We start from the raw sequence: 1,071 nt of genomic DNA, 5'->3' as shown, positions 1-1,071 counted from the left end.
GGCTAAAAACCAGCTGCGTATTAATGCAGCCCTTGAACTGGCCGCTCAGCGTGGGTTTTCTACCTGGGTTGAAGTTGATGCCAGCAAAAAGGAAGGTACCTTCAAGGTGCTGCCCGAGCGGAGTGACCTGTCAGCCGACATCAACGAAAACTTGATCGTCGAGCTGTACTCCAAGTAAGGGATAGACAGTTAGGTGGGGTGTAACATCCATGCAGAATTCGGTTACTGAATTTCTTACTCCTAGACACATTGATGTCGAGGAAATTAGCCTGACGCGCGCTAAGGTAACTCTGGAACCGCTTGAGCGTGGTTTTGGACATACCTTGGGCAATGCTTTGCGTCGTATCCTTCTTTCTTCCATGCCCGGCTGTGCCGTGACTGAAGTTGAGATTGATGGTGTACAGCATGAATACAGTGCGATTGAAGGTGTTCAGGAAGATGTTATTGACATCCTGCTGAACCTCAAAGGTCTTGCCATTCGCATGACCGGCCGTGACGAAGCAACACTGAGTCTGACCAAAAAAGGTTCCGGCCCTGTGACTGCTGCGGATATCCAGTTGGACCACGATGTTGAAATCGTAAACCCGGATCATGTGATCGCCAATCTGAATGAGAAAGGCGACTTGAACATGCAGCTAAGAATAGCGCGTGGCCGCGGTTATGAGTCTGCTGACAGCCGTCATCAGGATGAAGAAGAGACTCGTGCTATTGGCCGTCTGCAACTGGATGCCACCTATAGCCCTGTTTACCGCGTCTCCTATGTCGTTGAAAGCGCTCGTGTTGAGCAGCGTACCGATCTGGACAAGCTGGTTCTTGATCTGGAAACCGACGGTACTCTGGACCCGGATGAAGCTATCCGTCGTGCTGCAACCATTCTGCAACAGCAGCTGGCTGTATTCGTTGATTTGGAAGGCGAGCCTGAACCAGAGCCAGTTAAGGAAGAGGATGAAGTTGATCCTATTCTGCTGCGCCCTGTGGATGATCTCGAACTGACCGTACGTAGTGCTAACTGCCTGAAGGCAGAAAACATCTACTACATTGGTGACCTGATTCAGCGCACTGAGGTTGAAC

Annotated in this window: 1 protein-coding gene and 1 pseudogene; both read left to right on the top strand. The window is 50.7% G+C overall.

Annotated elements, in window-relative coordinates; all coding sequences use genetic code 11:
* Positions 1–178 (top strand): annotated as a pseudogene (gene rpsD, locus KDK16_RS07265) (30S ribosomal protein S4); the annotation flags it as partial.
* A gap of 31 nt (positions 179–209) precedes the next feature.
* On the top strand, positions 210–1,071 hold an 862-nt coding region (locus tag KDK16_RS07260), incomplete at its 3' end, for a DNA-directed RNA polymerase subunit alpha (protein WP_257275365.1).

Source organism: Endozoicomonas sp. SESOKO4 (genome assembly GCF_024606275.1).
This window is presented reverse-complemented; position numbering and strand designations above follow the sequence as displayed.